The organism is Haloarchaeobius marinus (assembly GCF_051207415.1).
In the GTDB taxonomy this organism is placed as follows: Archaea; Halobacteriota; Halobacteria; order Halobacteriales; family Natrialbaceae; genus Haloarchaeobius.
This window is the reverse complement of sequence record NZ_JBPKGD010000001.1, coordinates 515,974-534,073: the sequence shown is the minus strand read 5'-3', so window position 1 is coordinate 534,073 and position 18,100 is coordinate 515,974. Positions and strand designations below refer to the sequence as shown.

The 18,100-nt window shown below is 68.1% G+C and carries 22 protein-coding genes; 8 read left to right on the top strand and 14 right to left on the bottom strand.

Annotated elements, in window-relative coordinates:
- The first annotated feature begins 74 nt into the window (after nt 1–74).
- Nucleotides 75–743, top strand: coding sequence for a helix-turn-helix domain-containing protein (locus ACSC1W_RS02810; protein ID WP_435345223.1), 669 nt, complete (start codon nt 75–77; stop codon nt 741–743).
- Nucleotides 744–825: 82 nt separating this feature from the next.
- Nucleotides 826–1,779, top strand: coding sequence for a HEAT repeat domain-containing protein (locus ACSC1W_RS02805; RefSeq protein ID WP_435345221.1), 954 nt, complete (start codon nt 826–828; stop codon nt 1,777–1,779).
- Between the two features lie 5 nt (nt 1,780–1,784).
- Here the strand turns inward: ACSC1W_RS02805 and ACSC1W_RS02800 are convergent, their stop codons facing one another.
- The 7 genes from ACSC1W_RS02800 to ACSC1W_RS02770 form a co-directional block, all read right to left on the bottom strand.
- Entirely contained in the window at nt 1,785–2,222 is a 438-nt protein-coding gene (locus ACSC1W_RS02800; RefSeq protein WP_435345219.1) for a hypothetical protein, read from the bottom strand.
- A gap of 44 nt (nt 2,223–2,266) precedes the next feature.
- Nucleotides 2,267–3,118 (bottom strand): S-methyl-5'-thioadenosine phosphorylase, encoded by an 852-nt coding sequence (gene mtnP, locus ACSC1W_RS02795; RefSeq protein WP_435345217.1) that lies wholly within the window; start codon nt 3,116–3,118, stop codon nt 2,267–2,269.
- Nucleotides 3,119–3,150: 32 nt separating this feature from the next.
- Nucleotides 3,151–3,597, bottom strand: a complete 447-nt coding sequence (locus ACSC1W_RS02790) for a hypothetical protein (protein WP_435345215.1) — start codon at nt 3,595–3,597, stop codon at nt 3,151–3,153.
- Nucleotides 3,594–4,781, bottom strand: coding sequence for an outer membrane protein assembly factor BamB family protein (locus ACSC1W_RS02785; RefSeq protein WP_435345213.1), 1,188 nt, complete (start codon nt 4,779–4,781; stop codon nt 3,594–3,596). The genes ACSC1W_RS02790 and ACSC1W_RS02785 overlap by 4 nt, the downstream gene beginning before the upstream one ends.
- Before the next feature lie 155 nt (nt 4,782–4,936).
- Entirely contained in the window at nt 4,937–5,530 is a 594-nt protein-coding gene (locus ACSC1W_RS02780; RefSeq protein ID WP_435345211.1) for an HD domain-containing protein, read from the bottom strand.
- A gap of 72 nt (nt 5,531–5,602) precedes the next feature.
- The gene (locus tag ACSC1W_RS02775; RefSeq protein ID WP_435345209.1) at nt 5,603–6,292 is read right to left on the bottom strand and encodes a phosphoribosyltransferase; all 690 of its coding nucleotides are present in this window, start codon (nt 6,290–6,292) and stop codon (nt 5,603–5,605) included.
- A 32-nt stretch (nt 6,293–6,324) separates the two neighbouring features.
- Complete coding sequence (locus ACSC1W_RS02770; RefSeq protein WP_435345207.1) at nt 6,325–6,801, bottom strand: GNAT family N-acetyltransferase; 477 nt, start codon at nt 6,799–6,801, stop codon at nt 6,325–6,327.
- A gap of 77 nt (nt 6,802–6,878) precedes the next feature.
- Here ACSC1W_RS02770 and thiC point away from each other — a divergent pair, with 77 nt between their 5' ends.
- Together thiC and ACSC1W_RS02760 are read left to right on the top strand one after the other, a co-directional pair.
- Nucleotides 6,879–8,294, top strand: coding sequence for a phosphomethylpyrimidine synthase ThiC (gene thiC, locus ACSC1W_RS02765; RefSeq protein ID WP_435345206.1), 1,416 nt, complete (start codon nt 6,879–6,881; stop codon nt 8,292–8,294).
- A 95-nt stretch (nt 8,295–8,389) separates the two neighbouring features.
- The gene (locus ACSC1W_RS02760; RefSeq protein WP_435345204.1) at nt 8,390–9,289 is read left to right on the top strand and encodes a PhzF family phenazine biosynthesis protein; all 900 of its coding nucleotides are present in this window, start codon (nt 8,390–8,392) and stop codon (nt 9,287–9,289) included.
- 10 nt (nt 9,290–9,299) lie between these two features.
- Here ACSC1W_RS02760 and ACSC1W_RS02755 read toward each other — a convergent pair whose 3' ends face one another.
- Complete coding sequence (locus ACSC1W_RS02755; protein ID WP_435345202.1) at nt 9,300–9,848, bottom strand: hypothetical protein; 549 nt, start codon at nt 9,846–9,848, stop codon at nt 9,300–9,302.
- A 123-nt stretch (nt 9,849–9,971) separates the two neighbouring features.
- Between ACSC1W_RS02755 and ACSC1W_RS02750 the strand changes: the two genes are divergently transcribed.
- Together ACSC1W_RS02750 and ACSC1W_RS02745 are read left to right on the top strand one after the other, a co-directional pair.
- Nucleotides 9,972–10,469 (top strand): CinA family protein, encoded by a 498-nt coding sequence (locus ACSC1W_RS02750; RefSeq protein ID WP_435345200.1) that lies wholly within the window; start codon nt 9,972–9,974, stop codon nt 10,467–10,469.
- On the top strand, nt 10,466–10,954 hold the full coding sequence (locus ACSC1W_RS02745; protein ID WP_435345198.1) for a metal-dependent hydrolase: 489 nt from the start codon (nt 10,466–10,468) through the stop codon (nt 10,952–10,954). Before ACSC1W_RS02750 ends, ACSC1W_RS02745 begins: the two co-directional genes overlap by 4 nt.
- Before the next feature lie 3 nt (nt 10,955–10,957).
- Here the strand turns inward: ACSC1W_RS02745 and ACSC1W_RS02740 are convergent, their stop codons facing one another.
- Complete coding sequence (locus ACSC1W_RS02740; protein ID WP_435345999.1) at nt 10,958–11,692, bottom strand: PHP-associated domain-containing protein; 735 nt, start codon at nt 11,690–11,692, stop codon at nt 10,958–10,960.
- 221 nt (nt 11,693–11,913) lie between these two features.
- Between ACSC1W_RS02740 and ACSC1W_RS02735 the strand changes: the two genes are divergently transcribed.
- Entirely contained in the window at nt 11,914–12,216 is a 303-nt protein-coding gene (locus ACSC1W_RS02735) for a DUF7565 family protein (protein ID WP_435345998.1), read from the top strand.
- Between the two features lie 243 nt (nt 12,217–12,459).
- Here ACSC1W_RS02735 and ACSC1W_RS02730 read toward each other — a convergent pair whose 3' ends face one another.
- Together ACSC1W_RS02730 and ACSC1W_RS02725 are read right to left on the bottom strand one after the other, a co-directional pair.
- On the bottom strand, nt 12,460–12,897 hold the full coding sequence (locus ACSC1W_RS02730; protein WP_435345196.1) for a transcription elongation factor Spt5: 438 nt from the start codon (nt 12,895–12,897) through the stop codon (nt 12,460–12,462).
- A gap of 7 nt (nt 12,898–12,904) precedes the next feature.
- Nucleotides 12,905–13,072, bottom strand: a complete 168-nt coding sequence (locus ACSC1W_RS02725; protein ID WP_435345194.1) for a protein translocase SEC61 complex subunit gamma — start codon at nt 13,070–13,072, stop codon at nt 12,905–12,907.
- A 153-nt stretch (nt 13,073–13,225) separates the two neighbouring features.
- Here ACSC1W_RS02725 and ACSC1W_RS02720 point away from each other — a divergent pair, with 153 nt between their 5' ends.
- Entirely contained in the window at nt 13,226–14,014 is a 789-nt protein-coding gene (locus tag ACSC1W_RS02720; RefSeq protein WP_435345193.1) for a helix-turn-helix transcriptional regulator, read from the top strand.
- A 4-nt stretch (nt 14,015–14,018) separates the two neighbouring features.
- Here ACSC1W_RS02720 and ftsZ read toward each other — a convergent pair whose 3' ends face one another.
- The 3 genes from ftsZ to ACSC1W_RS02705 form a co-directional block, all read right to left on the bottom strand.
- Entirely contained in the window at nt 14,019–15,173 is a 1,155-nt protein-coding gene (ftsZ, locus tag ACSC1W_RS02715; protein ID WP_435345191.1) for a cell division protein FtsZ, read from the bottom strand.
- Nucleotides 15,174–15,290: 117 nt separating this feature from the next.
- Nucleotides 15,291–16,610 (bottom strand): D-aminoacyl-tRNA deacylase, encoded by a 1,320-nt coding sequence (locus ACSC1W_RS02710; protein ID WP_435345189.1) that lies wholly within the window; start codon nt 16,608–16,610, stop codon nt 15,291–15,293.
- A 62-nt stretch (nt 16,611–16,672) separates the two neighbouring features.
- Nucleotides 16,673–18,079 (bottom strand): calcium:cation antiporter family protein, encoded by a 1,407-nt coding sequence (locus tag ACSC1W_RS02705; protein WP_492764718.1) that lies wholly within the window; start codon nt 18,077–18,079, stop codon nt 16,673–16,675.
- Nucleotides 18,080–18,100 lie beyond the last annotated feature (21 nt).

Genomic DNA, 18,100 nt, shown 5'->3' with positions numbered 1-18,100 from the left:
GTGCGTTCGTCCCCTGCGAAGGCTCTCCTCCGCCTGCACAAGCTAAATACGTCCAATCCGCGTAGTACGATGCTATGGGGGTACTCGCCGAGTTCTCTATCGAGGCGGACGACTTCGCTCTCGGGTCGTTGATCGGGGGAGAGTGCGACGTAGAGCTTCGAATGGAACCTGTCGTTCCCACGTCCGGCGACGTGATGCCGTACGTCTGGGTGTCGGGAGACGTCGAGGGGTTCGAGGACGCGATGGCCCGGCAGGACTTCGTCGAGAGCGTCGCACCGATCGAGCGCGACGGCGACAGACGGCTGTACCAGCTCCGGTGGGACCCGATGGCGGACGAACTGCTGACGATATTCGTCGAGACGGGCGGTGCACTCCTGGACGCCCGTGCGACGGACCGGTGGTACTTCACGGTCCGGTTCCCGGACGACAGGGGTGTGACGCGGTTCCACGAACGGTCCCAGGAGGCGTCGTACCACCTCGAACTCCACCGACTCGGCCGGTCGAGCGACAGGTCCTCGAAGTCGACGGACGCACACGGTCTGACCCCGGCACAGCGGGAAGCGCTGGTCCGGGCGGTCGAGAGCGGATACTTCGCGATTCCGCGACAGGCGACGCTCGACGACGTCGCCGAGGCGTTCGACATCTCGAACCAGGCCGCCTCGGAGCGCATCAGGCGCGCGACCGAGACCGTCCTCAGGCAGGCGCTCGTCGACGAACTCGAACCGGTGACGAAGGGGCGGTGACGGCCGCGACCACTGGCCACCGACTCGAACAGCGACCGACGGCACCGAGGGTTCTTGGTCGCCCCGTTCGATATCCCGGGAGATGGGACTGCTGGGTGGGTCGGACGACGCCGACCGGGCCGAGGAGCTGTACGAAATCGCACGCAACAGCCCCGCCGCCGCCGCCGACCACGTCGAGGAACTGGCATCCCTGCTGAAGGGGTCGGGTCCGCCGGCGCGGACGAGGGCTGCGGACGCGCTGTACCACACCGCCGGGGCTCGACCGGAGCGGGTGGCCGAGGTCGTCGACGTCCTCCTGACGCACCTGGCAGACGACGACGTGAACGCCCGCAGGCGCACGGCCGACGCCCTCGTCGCCGTCGCCGGGGGATACCCAAGGACGTTCGCCGCGTGGGTCGAATCGCTCGTTCCGGTGCTCTCGACGACGGACCCGTACGTCCGGGCGGCCGTCGCGTGCGTCCTGGCACACCTCGCCGCCTCGGGTCCGAGCACGGTGTTGCCCGCAGTCGACGAACTCCGGGCGGCGACGACCGACGAGGAAGAGTGGGACGTGCGCGTCTACGCCACCGGAGCGCTGGCGGACGTCGCGGAGCGCTACCCGGAGGAGGCCGCCCCGGTCGTCCCCGACGCGGTGGCGAACGCCCGCGAACCGGTCCCTGCGCTACAGGTGGTCGCCGTCGACCTGCTCGCCGCCGTCGCGGTGGCGGACCCGTCCGCTGCCAGCACGGAGGCCGACGAGGTGTTCGCCGAGTTGCTCCGCGAGGGTGCCGTCGAACAGCGCGTCGCCGCCGCGTGCGCGACCGGTCGCGTCGCCGTCGAGCGCCCGCGCCGGATGCAGCGCTCGGTATCGGAACTGGCGACGACCACGGCCGACGACGAGGAACGCGTCCGGCTTGCGGCGGCAACGGCCTCCGTCCGGGTGGCCCAGCACCACCCGGACGCGGTCGACCTGGACGACGACGCAGCCCAGCGACTCCGGGGGCTCGCGGACGACCTGGACGTGTCCGTCGAACGCGTCCTCGGCCCTCCGGACTGACGGTCTCAGAGGCGGTCTTCGGCGCGTGCGAGTCTGTCGGCGACGTAGGCCCGTCGGCGCTCGACGGCGCGTTCGGTCTCGTCGATACCCCGGACCGTCTCGACGACGACCTGTTCGGAGAACCGACCGGCGAGCGCACACGTCTCCAGGTCGTTCTCGGAGGTGCAGGTGTAGGCGTCGACGGCGCCCGCCTCGTCCGGTTCGCGTAGTTCCCGGGACTTCGAGAGCGACAGTTCCACGACGCCGAGGTTCACCGACCGTTCCTGCCGGCCCCGCGAGGGGTACAGTCGGTCGTCGTCGGTCCCGACGATGTACCCCTCGCCACAGAGGGGACACACCGACCCGACTGCGGCGTCGAGTTCGTCGAGGAACCCGCGGGCCGTCGCCTCGTCGCAGTCGAGTTGAGCAACGGCATGCTCGACGACCCGGTCGTCCCCGTCCATCGTCGGTGCGCACGCAGGGGGGCGAGAAAAAACGGTCGGTGAACTCAGTCGAGGTACTGGCCCGCGAGCAGGTCGACGCGCTCGCGAGTGTCCGCGGGGATGGCGTCGCTCGGCGTGTTGACGGTGCCCTCGAGGGCCGACCAGGCGTCGCTCTCGAAGTCGTCGGGCATCGACCGGACGGCCTCTTCGATGATCGCGTTGATGGACTCCTGGTTGGCGTCGGCGTTCTCGAGCACCTCGTCCAGTGTCACCTCGCTATCGGTCTTCCAGACGTCGTAGTCGGTGACGCCGGTGACGGTGGCGTAGGCGAGTTCGGCCTCGCGGGCGAGTTTCGCCTCGGGGATGGCGGTCATCCCGACCACGTCCCAGCCCTGGTCGCGGTAGAACTCGCTCTCGGCACGGGTGGAGTACTGCGGCCCCTCGATGCAGACGTAGGTGCCGCCCGACTCGACGTCGACGTCGGCGCGCTCGGCGGCCCCGGCGAGGTGTTCGACCATCGCGGGGTCGTACGGGTCGGCAAAGCCCATGTGGACGACCATGCCGTCGCCGAAGAAGGTGTGCTCGCGCCGACTGGTCCGGTCGACGATCTGGGTCGGGACGAGGAGCGACCGCGGCGGGAGGTCCTCGCGCAGACTGCCGACGGCGTTGGTCGAGACGACGCGGTCGACGCCGACGGACTTCAGCGCGTAGATGTTCGCCTTGTACGGTGCGTTCGTCGGCGTGTGCTGGTGGTCGGGGCCGTGTCGTGGCAGGAACGCGACCTCCTCGCCGGCCAGTTCGCCGAGCGTCAGTTCGTGCGACGGGTCGCCGAAGGGCGTGTCGACGTGTCGCTTCTCCACGTTCTCGAGGGGCAGGGCCTCGTAGATGCCGCTGCCGCCGATGACGCCGATGGTCATACCCCTACGGTAGCGTGGTGGCCGTAAAACGGCTACGAGTCGTGGTCCGCCGCCGCGTCGTCGCGATGGTGCAAGGCGGCCCGACCCCGTTGCAGGAGGGGCGTCGCCAACCCGCGGTAGGCCACGAGGTAGCCGACGACGACCGCCCCGACCGCGTTCAGCGCTGGGCCGAGGAGGTACTCCGGCCGGCCGCGGACCACAGGAACGGGTGGCCCGAATCTGACCTGTGCGACGTAGAAGACGACCGCCACGGTGAGGCCGAACCCGACCGTAGCGAGGTCGTCGCGCTCCTCCCCCGCCGCGAAAAACGCGAGGGCGACCGTCGGGAGTATCCAGACCAGGTCCGGGACGGCGCCGGTACGCACGGTCTGTCTGGCGAGAAGCCACCGGAGGGGATACGTCGCGAACCAGGCCGGCAGGAGGAGCGGTATCGCTGCACCGATACGCGCATCCAGGTCCGCCAGTTCCCAGTCGGTCACCGTCGCACCTCCAGGGCGTACAGCGTTCGGTCCCGCAGCGCGAACAGGTGGCCACTCGCGTAGGCGAGTTCGTGCGGTCGACCGTCGTCGGCGAGGTCGTACGTCGCGCGTCGCTCTCCCGTCGCGGGGTCGCGCACCTCGACCCCTCGGCCGCGATGGACGTAGAGGTGGTCGTCCGTCAGGACAGTCCCGCCGAGGTCGTCCCGCACGTCGACGCGCCACAGACGCTCGCCGGATTCGCTGTCGAACGCGTGGACTTCGCCACCGCGTCCGGGACAGATGGCGAGTCCGTCGGCGACGGCGACGTCGTACAGCGGGGTTCCGGCCGCCTGCTCCCAGCGCAGCGACCCGTCGTCGGTCGAAAACGCCCGGAGTCGCCCGTTCGAATCGAAACCGCCGGCCGAGAGCAGCGTCCCCTCGACGACCGCTACGTTCCGGTGGTGGTACTCCTCGCTGGACCGCTGCCAGAGACTCGACCCGTCGCCCGCGTCGAACGCGCTGAGTCGGGTATGAAGGCTTCCCTCGCGACAGTAGAGGGTCCCGTCGGCGAACGCGACCGGGTTGGGAGAGACGTGCTCGCCGTCGACGCGCTCGGTGTGCCAGTGCAGGAGCCCACTCGACAGGTCCCGCGCCTCCAGTCCCCGGTCACCGAGCGTGAACAGCGTCGTGCCGACGGGGAGATACGTATCGAAGATGAAGAACGGCAAGACGACGGACCGTTGCCAGTAGTCGGGGAGGTGCCACCCCGGATCGCCGTCCGATCCGAGGACGTGGAACCCCTTCATCGTCGGACAGCAGACCCGACCCCCTGCCACGGCGACGCCCCCTTCGAACCGCGACGGTGGCAGATATCGCCACGCCCGTTCCCCGTCCTGCACCGTGAACGCGTAGACTCCGTCGCTCCACGTCGGGACGACGACGCGCCCGCCCGCGACGGCCAGGGTGTATCCCGTCTCGGCGTCGAACGTCACGTCCCAGGCGACGTCGAGCCCCGGGCCGCCGGTGGTCGGGACGTGGTTCCGACGGGCCGGCGTTCGTCCGGGCAGCAACCACTCGTCGGTCGACACGGAGTCGTCGGCGTCGAACTCGTCGCGGAAGATGGCGGGGCGAGCTGCCTGCCCGCCGGCGAACGCTCCGACGGCGAGGGCGAGCAGACCGCGACGGGAGGGGCTGATTCCGGACATTCTTCGTTCCATCCAACTACTGTCGAGAAACAAATACGTATCGGCATCCGTCGCGGGACGTGAGACGCGCCTCCTCCATCGGCCGTCTCGACGTAGCTGGCCCCTGGAACGAGGGACCATCGTAGGGTTACACCCGACCCCGGGACCGACGGCGGTCAGGCCGACTGTCCTCGGACCGCCTCGTACGCGTCGCGTGCCGCCTCGAACAGTTCGCGGCCGAGGTCCGTCCCGAGTCTCGGTTCGGTCGTCGCGAAGAACTCGTCGAGGTGGTCGTACTGCTCGAACGCGTCCGACTCGCCGGGGTCGTACCGCGCCTCGCGCTCGTAGACGACCGCCTGCAGGCACATGTCGAGGAGGTCCATGTCCTTGACGAACCGGGCCGTCTCCGTCTCGCCCGCCTCGTACTCCGCCCAGAGCGCCCTCGCCTCGTCGAAGTCGACGAGCAGGTCCTCGACCGCCTCGCGTTCCGCGCGCTCCTTCTCGGCCGGGTCGTAGGTGTCGGCCGTCTCGTCGGCCCGGGTCGCCCAGTCGCCCGTCTCGGCTTCCGCCACGTCGTGGACAACCGCCATCCGGAGTGCACGGTCGGCGTCGACGTCCGCCTCGTCGGCGAACAGGAGGGTGAGGTAGGCGACGCCCCAGGAGTGTGCGGCGACCGACTCGGGGTCCGCGACGCCCCGCAGTTGCCACCCGGTCCGCGTCTCGTCCTTGAGCGCGAGCGCCCGGAGGAGTGGCGCGATGTCCTCGGTCATACCGGTTCTCGGACCGCGAACGGGGTGTTCCTTTCGACCGGGCGACGACGAACGGACGAGAATCCGCCCTCGTCAGGCCAGTCGCCAGCCGTCCGCCGTGGACTCGACGATGTCCCGGCGCTCCATCTCGGTAAGCACCTCGTCGAGGCGGTTCGGCTGTGCGATCTCCATCTCGATGCGCTGGACGTCGTGGTCCTCCGCGAGGTAGTGACGGATGTGGGCCTTCTCGAATGTCTCGCGGTCGACGCGCTCCATCAGCCCCGAGATGATGTCTATCATGTCCTCGATGAAGTTCCATGGGTAGACCATCCAGGTCCACTCCTCCAGTCGCTCGCCGATGTAGTCCGGTTCGAACTCGCTGGTCTGGAGCAACTGGAGCGTGGCGGTCCTGACCCTGCCCGCGTTGCGCTCCCGGACGTACTCCTCGGCGCGTCTGATGGACCCGCCGGTGTCGGCGATGTCGTCGATGACGAGCACGTCCTTGTCCTCGACGCTCCCCTCGGGCATGGGGTAGCGGACCTGCGGTTCCTCGGCCTTCTGGGCGGTGCCGACGTAGTGCTCCATCTTCAGGCTGGTGAGGTCGTCCATCCCGAGGAAGTCACAGATACAGCGCCCGGCGAACCAGCCGCCACGTGCGAGCGCGACGATGACGTCGGGGTCGAAGGAGTCCTGTTTGACGTCGTCGCTGACGTCGCGACAGAGTCCGTAGATGTACTCCCAGTTGGTGATGGTACAGTTGAAATCGTCCGGGAGGTCGCTCATACCCGGACTGACGCGCGTCCAGACTTAACCGTTTACGGGTCGCCGCCGATGCGGAGGAACATCCCACGGGAGTCGGGCGCGGTGTACTCGAAGCCGAAGCGCTCGTAGAACCCCTCCACGTCGGCCAGCAGGTTCACGTACGCCGACTCGGGTGCGGTCTCGCGCAGGTGGGTGACGAGGGCGTCGACGATGCGACTCCCGAGTCCGCGCCTCTGGTGGTCGGGGTGGACCACGACGTCGGTGACCTGGAAGACGGTCCCACCGTCGCCGACGACGCGGCCCATGCCGACGACCGTTCCGTCGGTTCCCGGGCCGTCCGCGTCCCGGTCGACGGCCACCGCCGTCACCGCGTAGTGACTGTTCGGCACGCCGGCCTCGGCGGCCTCGAGCGTCCGGTGGGCCATCCCGGCGGCGTCGCGCAACCGGACGAACTGCTCGGTCGGCGGCGGCACCGCCCGGAGTTCGTACGTCACGTCGCCCTCTCCCGGTTCCGCCGCGTCGTCGTCCATACGGACCCTCCTCCGCGCCCGGCCCTAACGCTGTCGACCCACGGTATTATAATCAAGTAGTATTACCTAGTAATCGCATGACCCAGATGCGCGATGCACGACGCGGCGTCGTCACGCCTGCCATGGAGCGAGTCGCGACGCGAGAGAGCGTCAGTCCCGAGTTCGTCCGCGAACAGGTGGCCGAGGGACGGGCGGTCGTCCCGGCGAACGTCCACCACGAGCGCCTCGACCCGATGGCCATCGGCCGGGCGTTCGCGACGAAGGTCAACGCGAACATCGGCAACAGCGACACGACGAGCAGCATCGAGGAGGAACGCCGGAAACTCCACGTCGCGGTGAGCCACGGTGCCGACACCGTGATGGACCTCTCGACGGGCGAGGACCTCGACCGCATCCGCGAGGACGACGTCGAGCGCTCGCCGGTCCCCATCGGTACCGTCCCGCTGTACGAGGCGCTGAAGCGGGCCGGGTCGCCCGAGGACATCACGCCCGAGATGCTGCTCTCGGTGATCGAGAAGCAGGCGAGACAGAGCGTCGATTACATGACTGTCCACGCCGGCATCCTCGCCGAGCACCTTCCACTGACCGACGGGCGCGTGACGGGCATCGTCTCCCGTGGCGGGTCCATCGTGGCGTCGTGGATGGAGGCCAACGGCGCACAGAACCCCCTGTTCACGCACTTCGAGGACATCTGCGAGATATTCGCCGAGCACGACGTGACGGTCAGTCTCGGCGACAGCCTCCGTCCGGGGTCCGTCGCCGACGCCTGCGACGAGGCCCAGTACGCCGAACTCGACACGCTCGGGGAGCTGACCCGGGTGGCCTGGGACCACGACGTGCAGGCGATGGTCGAGGGGCCGGGCCACGTTCCGATGCACCGCATCGAGGAGACCGTCGAGTGCCAGCACGACGTCTGCGACGGCGCACCGTTCTACGTCCTCGGCCCGCTCGTCACCGACGTCGCTCCGGGGTACGACCACATCACGAGTGCGATCGGCGCGGCCATCGCCGCCGAGGCGGGCGCGGCGATGCTCTGCTACGTCACTCCGAAGGAACACCTCGGCCTGCCGGAGGAGGCCGACGTCCGCGACGGACTGGCGGCCTACCGAATCGCCGCCCACGCCGCCGACGTGGCCGCCGAACGGCCCGGCGCGCGCGACTGGGACGACGCACTCTCGGCGGCGCGATACGAGTTCGACTGGCGCGAGCAGTTCGACCTGGCACTCGACCCCGAACGCGCCCGCGAGTTCCACGACCAGACCCTGCCCGGTGACAACTACAAGGACGCTCGCTTCTGCTCGATGTGTGGCGCACGGTTCTGCTCGATGCGCATCGACCAGGACGCCCGCGACGGGAGCGACCGCGAACGTACCGTCGAGGCGCCGGACCTGGCAGACAGCGAGGCCGCCGAGGTGAACCTCCCACCCGTCGGCACGCACGACGCCGGTTCGACGACCGCGAACGTCGAATCCGACGCGGCGACCGACGACTAGAGGGGCGGCGTCGACCGTTCGGTCGGCGAGCACGTCGCCACGGGGCTGAACGCTCTGACGCCAGTTTCTTGCCGGGGCCGTCCGTCCTCGGTGGCATGGACACCTATCGTGCGTTGCAGGTCGACGCGTTCACCGACGAACCACTCGCCGGCAACCCGGCCGGTGTGATTCCGGAGGCGCACGGCCTCGACGAGGCCCGGATGCAGGCGGTGGCGAACGAACTCGCCGTCTCCGAGACCGCGTTCGTCCACCCGAGTGGGAGTGCGGACTACCGACTCAGGTTCTTCACGCCGACGACCGAGGTCGACCTCTGTGGCCACGCGACGGTGGCGACGTTCTCCCACCTCCACGAGGAGGGCGTCGTCGACGCCGACACCTACGCCGTCGAGACCAACGTCGGCGTCCTCGACGTGACCGTCGACGCCGACGGCACCGTCTGGCTGGAACAGGACGTCCCGCAGGTGTACGAGGTCGCCGTCGACTACGAACCCATCGCCGACGCGCTGGGCATCGACCCCGCGTCGATGCAGGACGTCGGGGCGGAACTGCCGGTCGCCGTCGCCTCGACCGGACTCCGGTACCTCGTCGTCCCGGTCAACTTCCTCGAACACGTCGGCCACATCGACCCCGACCTGTCCGCCGTCGAGGCGCTGACCGACGAGTTCGACGTCACCGGCCTCTACGCGTTCACCTTCGACACGCTCGACGCCGACGCGACGCTGCACGCACGCATGTTCGCACCCGGCGCGGGCGTTCCGGAGGACCCGGTCTGTGGGACCGGTGCCGGCGCGGTGACGGCGTACGTCGACCACTTCGGCGCGTTCGCCGACGAGTTCCCGTCGGAGGTGGTGATAGAACAGGGGCACTTCGTCGACCGACCCGGTCGGGTCCGTGTCCGGACCACGCCGGTTCGGGTTGGAGGGCGGGGCGTGACCGCGCTCGACGGGTCGCTCGTCGTCCCCGAGCACGGCGACGACGAGATTCTGGAGGCCTGAACGCGCCGCGTCAGAGTATCCGGTCGTCGGTCCCGGACTCGCTGCCCGCCGACCCGGCGTCGTCACCGTCGGTCGCTCCGGTCGTCCGCTGGTTCGTTCCCGTGCGGGACCCGGACCGACCACCGCCCGTCGTCGCACCGACGGGCATGCCATCGCCGTCGTCGCGTTGTCGTTCGGCCTGTGTAATCTCCTTCCGGAGGTCCGTCTCCAGGCTCGACAGTTGGCTGTTGACCACGTCGAGCACCTCGCTCTTGAGTTTCTGTTCGACCTCGTTCCCGGTCTCGGCGGCGACGGCCTTCTCCATCGTCGTGGTCAGCGCGAACGCCTTGCCGACCTGCCAGCAGACGACGCCGGCGGCCGAGAGCGCCCCCGTCACCACCGGGTCCGCCGCATCGATGGCGACGTCGAGGTCTGCCGGGAACCGTTCCAGCAGGATGGTGATGGTCTCCGACATGCCCAGGTACACCCCCAGGCCCACGAACGCCAGGCCCAGCGCCAACGACACCCACGACAGCAGTCGATAGTAGCCGACGAGTTTGAGCCGTTGCTTGGTCTCCATGGGCTGAGAGTTACAGCCATCTACCATAACGCCTACGGCTGTTCACACCACCCGGGCGCCGGGGTCGAACCGGTCGACTCGATAGCGACGGCATTAAAATCAATGGACTGCATCGGTCCGAACATGGCGACACTGGCGAAGCGTCTGGGTGAGACACTCCGCGAACAGGAGGAGACGGTGGCGACAGCCGAATCCTGCACCGGTGGTCTCCTCGGCGCGCGAATCACCGACGTCCCCGGCGCGTCCGACTACTTCGACCGCACCCTTGGAACGTACGCCTACGGGGCGAAAGAGCAACTGCTCGGGGTCAACCGCGAGGACCTCGACGTCCACGGCGCGGTGTCCGAACCCGTCGCGCGACAGATGGCACAGGGCGCACGCGACACCGCCGACGTGACGTGGGGCGTGTCCACCACGGGCATCGCCGGACCGACCGGCGGCACGGAGGAGGACCCCGTGGGCACGGTCTACATCGGCGTCGCGTACGCCGGTCCCTGGGGGTCCGAGGAGTCCTACACGACGGTCGAGCGCTACGTCTTCGACGGCGACCGGGAGACGATACGGGAACTGACCGTCGACCAGGCTCTCGAAGACCTGCTCGCGGAGGCGGAGCGCCGATGAACAAGAAGGGGCACGTGATAAACGGCGTCCTGCTGAGCATCGGCATCGGCTTCATCCTCGAACCCGCGGGCAACGAGGCGACGTTCGTCGAGATACTCGAGGTGGGCCTGCCGATAACGCTCGGCGCTCTCTTTCCCGACGTCGACACCGCGTTCGGCAGCCACCGGAAGACGTTGCACAACCTCGGCGTGATGGGGGTGTTCGTCGCCTTCCCGTACGTCTTCGGGAACCTCCAGTTCGTCTGGATCGGGGTCCTGACGCACTACGTGCTCGACGTGCTCGGGAGCACGCGCGGCATCGCCCTGTTCTACCCGTACCCGAAGGAGTACGGACTCCCCGTCGGCGTCAACGTCACGAGCGAACACGCCGACCTGGTGACCATCGCCGTCACCGGGTTCGAACTCGCCGTCTGTTACGCGCTGGTCTATCACATCCCGTGGGCGTCGCTCGAGTTCGAGAACGGACTGCACGCCCTCGGGCTCTGAGGGCTAGTACACCGCGACGTCGTCGAACTTCCCCTCGTACGCGATGTGGCGGGGGTGCGTCGGTTCGGTGCCCTGCAGGAACAGGCGGTCGACCTTCGACCACGAGTTCTCGTAGCCGAGGTGTGCGAACTCGACCAGACAGCGGAGACGGTGGTCGAAGCCGGTCCGACGGCCGACCTCTCGCGACACGCGCTCCCTGAGCGCCGTCGCGAACTCGCTCGCCGTCTCGAACGACCGGTCGAACTCCGTCCACACCTCCCCGACGCTCTTGGTCAGGTGTGCGTACGAGGACCCGAACGGTGCCCAGCCGCCGTCCTCGACGATATCCCTCGCCCGGTCGGCCGTCCCGAACAGGAGCTTCGGGTTGTACACCTCGACGGCGTGGACGCGGTCGCTGTAGGCCGCGAGGTCCGCACTCGACAGGCTGACGTTCAGGAACTCGGGGTGTGGCGCGAGAACGGCCGCGTCCTGCCGTTCGAGTTCGGCCATCGCCCCCTCCAGCGTGATGAAGTCCGGCACCGGTTCGTCGAGTCCGACCGCGAGGACGTGCTTCCGTGCGTGCCAGCTGCCGGTGAACACCTCCCGGCCCGGGACGACCAGCAACTCGTCGTCGGTGAACGCCTCCGCCCGGCGGCGAATCTCTGGGAGCCTGACGAAGTGCGGCGCGTAGACGAGTGCGTCCAGTCCGGCGGCCTTGGCTCGCTCCACGACCGCGTCGTCGAGCACCTTCACGTGCATGTCGACGCGGAAGCCCTCGGTGTCCGTCACAGGTTCTGGGTTCGAGTCTCTGCCTATAAACGCGTTGAAAGATGCGTCGAGAGGGTCGAATCGCAGACACGTTCGGTCTCGACGGCGTCGAGGTGCAGTCGGAACTCGTTTTCGGACGGAGAGTCGCCCCGCCCGTCCCGCCCACCTCGGACAACGTTCAAGGTGCCCACTCTCCTATGATGGTTCAACGAATGCCCTGGGAATGCGGAATCGACGGTTGCGGCGAACGGTTCGACACACCGGAGGACCTCGTCGTCCACCAGAGCAGCGACCACGAACGCCGCGAGTGCAAGGTCTGTGGCGTCGCCGTCCCGGACGGCTACCTCGCGATTCGACACGCGTTCAACGAGCACTCCCGCGCCGAGTACGTCCGGGCCTACGGTGCCAGTTCCGAGGAGGTCCGTGAGCGCGAGGAGGTCAAAGAACTCGTCGAGGAGGTGACGGACCTCCAGGCAGTCGTCGAACGCATCGGCGGCGAACGCGCGCGGTCGTAACCCCTCGCCCTCGACTCCGGGTCGGGTCGATACGTGAGCGACTGCTGGTGACGAGTCGCATCGCGGTTCCGTGCGACCCCCGGAGTTCGGGGCGTGCGTACCGGAAGGTCAGAAGAGTGCCTCAGCGCTCTTCGGTCTCGCGAGTCGCTTCGCTCCTCGCTCGACGATTCGAGGAACGGGTCGGGACGCTCACCGTTCCTCGCTATCCCCGCGAGTACACGAGCGGGGGATCAGAAGAGTGCCTCAGCGCTCTTCGGAGTCCAGCACCCGTATCTGGTCCCCACGGACGGTCACGGGAATCGGGACCGTCGCCTCGTAGAGTTCGACCGTCACCTGGTCCTTGCCCTCGTCGATGCGCTGGACCTGGGCCTTCTCGCCCTTGAACGGCCCCGCGATGAGTTCGACGATGTCCCCCTCGGCGATGCCCTCGACGTCCGGTTTCGGCGAGAGGAAGTGCTCGACCTCGGAGATGTCGGACTCGCCCGGGATGACGCTTCTCGCGTGGGGAATCTCGTCGAGCACGCGCTCGATGATGTTGTAGTCGTCGGCCTCGACCATCACGTAACTCGTCAGGGAGTCGGGAGCGAGTGCGGCGTGGATGGTCGGCTCTTCACGGTTCATTATCATGTCCGCGACCGTCCGCTCCTGGCTCGCGGTCGTCTTGACTGCGTAGATCGGCATGGGTGGCTCAGGCCGGGAGGAATCCCATGACGAGTGCGATGATGAAACCCATCAGGCCGACGAGCAGGATGCCAGCACCGGCGATCTTGGATATCTGCGAGAACTCCTCACGTGTGGGTGTGCTCGCCATCTTGAGCACCCGCACGTAGGAGTTGAGGTCTTTGGGTACGTTCATAACCGAGGGTTCGGCATCCGTGCTTTTCTATCTATTGATGGACGACGACGAGCAGAACCGGTCTCGCGGGCGGAGACGGCGGGGTCACGCTCCGGCGCGGACCGCCCGGCGCGTAAGTAACGCTTTTGGCGCGATGCTGCCGAGGTAGGGGTGATGGACGGTGAGGCGTTCGCTTCGGATGGACACGTCGACGACTCGACGCTGGTCGAACTGCTCAAGCGTCGGGCCGTGTTCGGCGTCCTCGACGGGGACGCCTGCACCAAGACGGAACTGGCGGACGAACTCGACGTCTCGAAGGCGACGGCCCACCGCATCATCGCCTCGTTCACCGAGAAGGGCCTCATCACACAACCCGACGGCGAGTACGAACTCACGCCGTACGGGCACCGGATCGGGACGCACGTGGCGGCGTTCCACGACGGCGTCGCCCGGACGACCCGCCTCGAACCCCTGTTCGAGTTGCTCGCCGATGCGGGGGTGGCGTTCGACCCGGACGCCTTCGCCGGGGCGACGATGACCCGGGCCGAACCCGGCGACCCCTACCGACCGGTCAGGCGGTTCGTCGACCTCGTCGCGGAGACGACGACGCTCCGGGGCCTCGACACCACGTCTATCGCGCCGGTCTACGTCGAACGCATCCACGAGGCCATCGCTGCGGGCATGGAGACGACCGCAGTCTACGAGACGGGCGTGGTCGAGCGCCTCGCCGAGAGCTACCCCGACCTCGCGACGGACGCGTTCGAGCAGGACAACCTCACCATCTTCGTCGTCGACGAACTGCCGTTCGGCCTGACGCTGTTCGACGACCGCGTCGGCGTCGGCGGCTACGACGACGAACTCGGGACGCTCGCGTTCTACGCCGACACGGACGAGGTGGATGCACTCGAGTGGGGAGAAGAGCTGTTCGAACGCTATCGAGACGAGGCCGTCGAGGTCGTCTGAACGGTCACTCGACGAAGTCGATGTCGCCCTCGGCAGCCTGGTCGGGAACCGGCTGCTCCTCGCCGGGCTGTCCGTATATCTGGGGCGACTCGACGCCGGTGACGACGATCATCGTGCGCATGCTCCCGTCGAGGTTCTCGTCGATGGACGTCCCCCAGATGATTCGAGCGTCGGGGTCTATCCGGTCGTATATCTCCTCGACGACGCCCTCTGCCTCCTCGATGCTCATGTCCGAGCCACCGGTGACGTTGACGAGTGCCGACGAGGCGCCGGAGATGTCGACGTCGAGGAGCGGCGACCGGAGCGCCGCCTTGACGGAGTCGCTCGACTTCGCGTCGGAGTCGGACTCGCCGAGACCGATCATGGCGACGCCGCCGCGTTCCATGACGGTGCGGACGTCGGCGAAGTCGAGGTTGACCAGTCCGGGCTTGGTGATGAGTTCGGTGATGCCCTTGACCGAGCGCATGAGCACCTCGTCGCTGACCTTGAACGCCTGCCGAACGGGAAGCTTGCCGACGGAGTCGAGCAGACGGTCGTTGGGGACGACGATGACGGTGTCGCTCACGTCGCGGAGTCGTTCGAGGCCGGCCTCGGCGTTGGTCCGCCTGACCTCGCCCTCGGCCGTGAACGGGGTCGTCACGATTGCGATGGTGAGCGCACCCGACTCGCGGGCCGCCTTCGCGACGACCGGTGCGGACCCGGTCCCGGTACCGCCGCCGAGGCCCGCGGTGACGAACACCATGTCGGAGCCTTCGATGGATTCGTATATCTCCTCCTGGGACTCCAGGGCGGCCTCCTCGCCGACCTGGGGAAGGGACCCGGCACCGCGACCACCCGTCTTCTGCTCGCCCATCAGTATCTTCTCGTCGGAGTCTATCTCGACGAGGTGCTGGACGTCGGTGTTCGCGGCGACGAGTTTCGCGCCGTGGATACCCTCGTCGTGCATCCGGTCGATGGTGTTGCCGCCGCCGCCGCCACAGCCGACGACCGTGATGTTCGTCCTGAGTTCTTCGAGGACGTCTTCTAGCTCGTCGTCTGTCATCTTCCCCGTTCGACTGGTCGGTTCCTCCTGTGGCGCCCCTCCATGCTGGCGCCGTTCGGCGGGAGCTTCCCCCTCCCGTTCGGCCTCGTCGATAGCTTCTTCGACAATCGAATCCATCCTTAGCCCTTCTTATTTTATGCAGCCTAATTACCTTTCCCCCGCTGTCATACGGTCGTCAGACGAATCCTACCCCGCAAGTAAGCTAGGATTACACGACAGCTATCGCGGGCGAAATTATGCCACGTCGAACCGGTCGACGCGTTCGACCTCGACCTCGGACGGATCGACGGTCCTGCCGTCGACCTCGACCGGTTCCCCCGCCGCGAGTCGTCCGAAGGCCGGTCCCTCGGGGACGCCCGCCTCGCTGGCGAGCGAGGGGTCGAACGTCCGCTCCTCGGCGACGACGGCGTCGGCTGTCCGGTTTACCGAGTCGTACCGTCGTTCCAGCAGATGACAGAGGTCGTCGACGAGTGCGTCGTAGCCACCGGCCGGGAACGCCGCCCGGGCACCGACGCGACTGCCGGCGTGGTCCGTCTCGTAGGCGACCGACCGTGCCGCAACGGCGTCGAGGGTCGCCTCGCGGTCGATGCCCTGGGCCGTCGAGAGGAGGTCGGCCGGCAGTTCGCGCACGGTCCAGTCGGCCGACCGGTCCGCCTCGCCCAACCGGAGGCCGTCGTCGACCGTCGACAGTGCCCCCTCGAGTTCGGCGACGGCGTCCAGGTCGTAGCCGTCGACGATGCGGACCCACGTCTCGCTCACGACGCGGTACCCGAGGTCCTCGACGACGGCGACCAGGTCGGGACGGTCGCCCTCGACGACGGCCAGCGACGTGGCGCTGGCCTCGAACGCGCGCCGAATCACGTCGCGGTGCTCTCCGGGGTCACCCAGCACGTCGAGCGACCAGTCGCCGGCGACGTGGCCGACCGCCCACTCCGTCTCGCGGACGATGCGTTCGAACCGGGGGACGTAGTGGCCGCCGCCGAACCCGACGACGGTGCGGTCCCGGTACGGGTCGACGTCGCGCAGGTCGAGGATGGCGTCGGCCACCGCCCGGGCACCATCGGGGTCGGCCCACTGGGCCTCGTCACTCCCGAGTTCCACGAACATCGACGGGACTCCCACGTCGCTCGGCCCGTGGTGCGTACACTCCATGCCGACGTCGTACCCCTCGGGCGCGTGGCGGTCGAAGGCGTCTAGCAGGACCGCCTGTGCGTTCGGACAGGCGTCCGCGAGGGCGTCGTCCTCGCCGCCGTACTCCGCCGATCCGAAGTTGCCGGTGAAGTGGGCGGTCAGCAGCGGGCCGGTCTCCCCGGAGTGACGCGAGGCGAACACCAGCAACTCGGGGTCGTCGAACGCCGCGGCGGCGCCGTCGAGGTGGAGGTGTAACTCGTCGAACTCGCGGAGTTCGAACCCGTCGGTCCGGTAGACGGTTCCACCACCGGCGGCGTCGGACCGGGCGTCGTCCGTCTGCTCCTCCCAGTCCGTAGCGTCGAGCAGGTGCTCGCCGACGTGTTCCGAGGCCGAGTCAGCACGGCTCACGACGATGGCAATCACGGACGGGCGTTGGAGAAGCGACGACAAGTGGGTATCGGGTCGGGCCGACCGGCGGGGGGAACTCAGTCCGAGTGTTCGGGCGCCGCGGTCCCGCCCATCGACTCGCGGGCACGGACCGCGGTGGAGCGGAAGATGCGGCGGAGTTCGTGACGACGGTTCCAGAACAGCACGGTCGCGAGGGCCACGTAGACCACCGTGTACCCGTGGAGGACGAGCATGCTGAACTCGTTCGCCGCCGCGTCGGTCATCGTCAGGATGGCCCCGTACTCGACGACGACCTGCGTGACGAACAGGACGAGCAGGACCACCGCCTCGCGCAGACTGATCTCGAAGTTCGTGATGATGGCGATGGCGAAGAGGCTCTGTGCCGCCGTTATCCAGACCTCGGCGGTCTGCTTCTCGTCGAACGGGAGCGTGCCGACGGCCCCGAACGCGATGCTGTAGACGATGGCCAGCGTCCCGATGAGGAGCGTCCACTGGTTCAGCTTCGAGGAGATGAGCGCGTTGAACCCGGCGGTCGAGCGCGCCTTGTTCACGAGGTAGGCGACGACGATGAGTTCCGGGCTCTCGGAGGCGAGCGGAGCGATCCACTGTATCATGAAGAACGGCGGGATGCCTGCTGCCTCCCCGAGCACTTCGAGGCCGTGTGCGAAGGGGTGGACGGCGGTGTAGATGATGAGGCCCGAGTAGAGGAACAGGGCGACCGAGGAGAGCGCGCGGAAGACGAACGGGAGTTCCTGCAGGTAGGCGGGGACCCCGACCTGCTCCTCGTGTTCCTCGACGTCGCCACGGACGATGATGGCGATGTAGGCGACGTAGATGCCGAGGAGGACGACGGTGTCGGCGATTCCGATGCCGCCGTTCAGGGGCACGAGGAACGCGAAGAGGGTCGCGGCGAGGAGGAAGACGACCTCGAGTCCGAGGTCGCGGTCCAGCGAGACGGAATCCGCGAGGAAGCCGTCCTTCTCGCTCACTGCGGGGTCCCTCGAACTGCGGGCCCGGTAGACGGTGAACAGTGCGATACCGGACCAGCCGAGGCCGATGAGGATGCGGTTCGCACCCGTCATGTTCGCGACGGCGAGGTTCGCGTCGTGGCAGGCGGCCGCGACGGTGCCGTCCTCGGCGGTCTCGATGGCCTGTTTGCTGAACTGTTCACAGGCCGCTGTGGTCGCACCACCGTCACCGGCACCGAAGGCGTAGAGCGCGTCGACCGCGTACTCCGGGGCGACCGCGAGCACGGCGAGGACTGCGATGGCGAACGCCCGCGGGACGTCCTTCTCCGCCGTCTCGGCGCCCCACGCGAGCATGAACGACGCGCCGAGCACCGAGAGACCACTCACTGCGACTGTCTGGAGGGGAGAGAGGCCGACGAAGTCCGGGCCACCCAGCAACTCGACGGCCACCCACGGGACCGTGAGTAGCGCGGCGAAGACGAGGGCGGCCAGCGGGTGCTGGAGCCGATCCTTCAACATACACCAACGGTTCGTCAA